This window comes from bacterium (genome assembly GCA_030652805.1).
Taxonomy (GTDB): domain Bacteria; phylum JAHJDO01; class JAHJDO01; order JAHJDO01; family JAHJDO01; genus JAHJDO01.
This window is the reverse complement of sequence record JAUSPT010000021.1, coordinates 1-3,030: the sequence shown is the minus strand read 5'-3', so window position 1 is coordinate 3,030 and position 3,030 is coordinate 1. Positions and strand designations below refer to the sequence as shown.

3 protein-coding genes and 1 tRNA gene are annotated in these 3,030 nt (G+C 35.6%); all 4 read left to right on the top strand.

What is annotated here, in order from left to right; all coding sequences use genetic code 11:
- The first annotated feature begins 45 nt into the window (after nucleotides 1-45).
- The 4 genes from Q7J67_01025 to Q7J67_01010 all read left to right on the top strand — a co-directional run bounded on the left by Q7J67_01025 (nucleotide 46) and on the right by Q7J67_01010 (nucleotide 2,794).
- Nucleotides 46-122: transfer RNA gene (locus tag Q7J67_01025), tRNA-Pro, on the top strand.
- 166 nt (nucleotides 123-288) lie between these two features.
- On the top strand, nucleotides 289-1,005 hold the full coding sequence (locus tag Q7J67_01020) for an Mpv17/PMP22 family protein (protein MDO9463876.1): 717 nt from the start codon (nucleotides 289-291) through the stop codon (nucleotides 1,003-1,005).
- Nucleotides 1,006-1,175: 170 nt separating this feature from the next.
- Nucleotides 1,176-1,961, top strand: coding sequence for an RNA methyltransferase (locus Q7J67_01015; GenBank protein MDO9463875.1), 786 nt, complete (start codon nucleotides 1,176-1,178; stop codon nucleotides 1,959-1,961).
- A gap of 80 nt (nucleotides 1,962-2,041) precedes the next feature.
- Nucleotides 2,042-2,794 (top strand): class I SAM-dependent methyltransferase, encoded by a 753-nt coding sequence (locus tag Q7J67_01010; protein ID MDO9463874.1) that lies wholly within the window; start codon nucleotides 2,042-2,044, stop codon nucleotides 2,792-2,794.
- Nucleotides 2,795-3,030 lie beyond the last annotated feature (236 nt).

Sequence of the window (3,030 nt, the reverse complement as noted above, 5' to 3'; positions counted from 1 at the left end):
AAACTTTATTGCTATAAATAAAATCATTTAGTATAATATAAAAGTCGGGGCGTAGCGCAGTTTGGAAGCGCACCTGAATGGGGTTCAGGGGGTCGGAGGTTCAAGTCCTCTCGCCCCGACCAGAATATCTACCTCTTTTTTGTCATTCCCTCGAAACCTGTCCCCGACCTGATTGGGGAGCAGGAATCCATCTTTAAACTTTACACAGTTAATCTCAATAAAATTTCTTAAAAAAGAGGGTTTTTAAAACTTTTGTCGTATCATAATAAATAGGTCCATTTTCTTTTTATGGTACAAAAAATTACTCAATTACTGAGCATTAACAACGCATCCTATTTTTTTTGGCTGGCCGGTTTGACAGTCTTTGTTGTAATATTAGTAGCCTCGGTAACTCATAAAATGTTTATGAAATTTACAACCGAACATGCTTATATGGGAGGATTTATCAAATTTTTCATACTTGCTACAATGGGAGAGCTTTTGGCTATAAGAATTGTGACAAGTGATTGGAATATTCCCAAGGGATTGCTATATAGAGCTTTTGTATGGGGATTATTAGGAATGGTTATTGTATTAATATTTAGTGTGTTTGCTGCAGGAATAGCAGGCGCTTTAGCAAATGGATTTTTACCTGGTGGAAATTCGAAGTTCGCTTTTGCGTTTTTCGTCAGTTTTATAATGAACTTATCATTTGCACCGACTATGATGGCCTTTCACCGAATAACTGATACATTTATTGATTTGAAATATGAAAATAAAGAAGGAAAAGTAACACTCAGCGATGTAGTAAAGAGGATTGATTGGGATGGTTTTATATCATTTGTAATAATGAAGACGATTCCAATTTTTTGGATACCTGCACACACGATAACATTTTTATTGCCTCCGGAGTATAGAGTTTTATCTGCTGCTTTTTTATCGATTGCTTTAGGAGCCATACTCGCATTTGCTAAAAAGAAAAGCGGACAGCCTAATAGAATAAATAGGGAAGGTGTGCCGGGTTAATAATTCGGTAACTTTTAGCGGAAAACCTATAGGAACTGAGGAATTTTTTAATCAGATAGTTAAGGTTTTAGGTATTACTACAGTGTCAGGGGGACAGTTCTTTTGACGCTTGAGGTCAAATTTTTGCAAGCAGAACTCCCTTAATTTTAATCTATAGAGGAGTATCATACATGAAGCAGTATAAAGATATTACTTCCAGAGAAAATTCAATGTATAAGTTGGTAAGAGCTTTAAGTCAAAAAAAAGTTCGTGAAAACAGTGGATTATTTCTCATAGAAGGCACCAGACTTGTTGAGGAAGCTAATAGTAGGGGAATAAAAATAAAATACCTTATTATTAATGAAACAGCAGAAAATGTGCCAAAAATTAATCAAGATTGTCAGGTTTTAAGACTTCCCAATAATCTATTTAATAAGGTTTCAGATACAGTTAGCTCTCAAGGAATAATAGCGGTAGCTGAACAAATAGAAATATCATTGGCAGATATAATTCTTGGGGCAAATCCTTTGGTAGTTGTTTTGAATGGCCTGCAGGATCCTGGAAATCTTGGGACGATCATAAGAACCAGCGCTGCAGCAGGTGCTACTGCGGTATTATTAACTGAAGGAACTGTAGATTTATATAACCCAAAAGTTGTTAGGTCTACAATGGGTTCCCTGTTTCAGGTGCCTATTGTAAGTGGTCTTGATGATAATGAGGCAGTCAAATGGTTAAACTATAACTCTATAAATATTATGGTGGCAGATTTAGATAGTGAAGAATATTACTATTCCGCTAACCTCAAAGATTCTTTCGCTTTGGTAATCGGAAACGAAAATAGAGGAGCAAATGATATATGGAGGAAAGCGGCTTATAAAAAGATAAAAATTCCTATCTTGGGATCCACTGAATCCTTAAATGCATCAGTAGCTGCTGGAATAATTCTATATGGTGCAGTTCGTCAAAGATTGGGATAAGACACAGGGGGAAATATGAGTTATATTTTGCAAACACATTAGAAATAATATTAAAATTTATAAATGGGGAGCACGAAGAGATGAACACAAGAAAAGTTGATACAGAGTTTATTAGAAAATCGTTTAACACAGAAAAGACAGTATCAGATTATACAAGAGCAGTTAAGGAAATTGGGCTATGGGAATCTGAGAAGATGATGATTAAAAAATATTTTAATCCGAAAGACCGAATTTTAGATATTGGATGTGGTGCAGGGAGAACAACCATAGGATTCTATGAGCTTGGTTACCATCTAGTAGAAGGATTGGATTTGGCAGAAGCTATGATAGTGCAAGCCAGAAGAATTAGTGAGGAATTGAATTATAACATAGCTTTTAGTGTGGGAGATGCGGTTTGTTTGGATTATAATGATGAAACCTTTGAGGCGGCTTTATTTTCTTTTAATGGGATAATGCAGATACCGGGAAGAGAAAATCGGATAAAAGTGTTAAATGAAATAAAGCGTATATTGAAACCTAAAGGATATTTCTTGTTTACTACTCATGATAGGGATAGCAGTAAAGAATATGAATCATTTTGGCAAGAGGAGAAGAGAAGGTGGGCATTGCATTTTCAAGATAAAAGTTTGCACGAGTTTGGAGATAGGGTTATAAAGATGGAAGAGAGAGACACTTTTCTTCATCTTCCAACCAGAGATGAAGTAATTTTAAGTTTGGAAGAAGCAGGGTTTATCTTAATAGAAGGAATATTGCGTTCTGAACTTTGTGAAGAGTCCGAAGAAGTAAAGAAGTTTTCCACCGATTGCGTATTGTGGGTGGTTCAGAAACCTTAGAGGTAAGGATAAAATAGAAAAGAAAACAACTCAAGATGTTGCTCCCTTCGGCCGTAACTTCGTATATGCTGATACCGTTAAACACAATGTTAATTAGTAGTTTAATGGAGTAAAGAAGATGAATAAGAATGAAATTCTTAGAGTTGCTGCTAATGAGTTTGCTGAAAAAGTACATAAACTATCCAGCTTTCTCGAAATTGCAATAATAGGCTCTGTGGCTGGAGATGACCCCTATC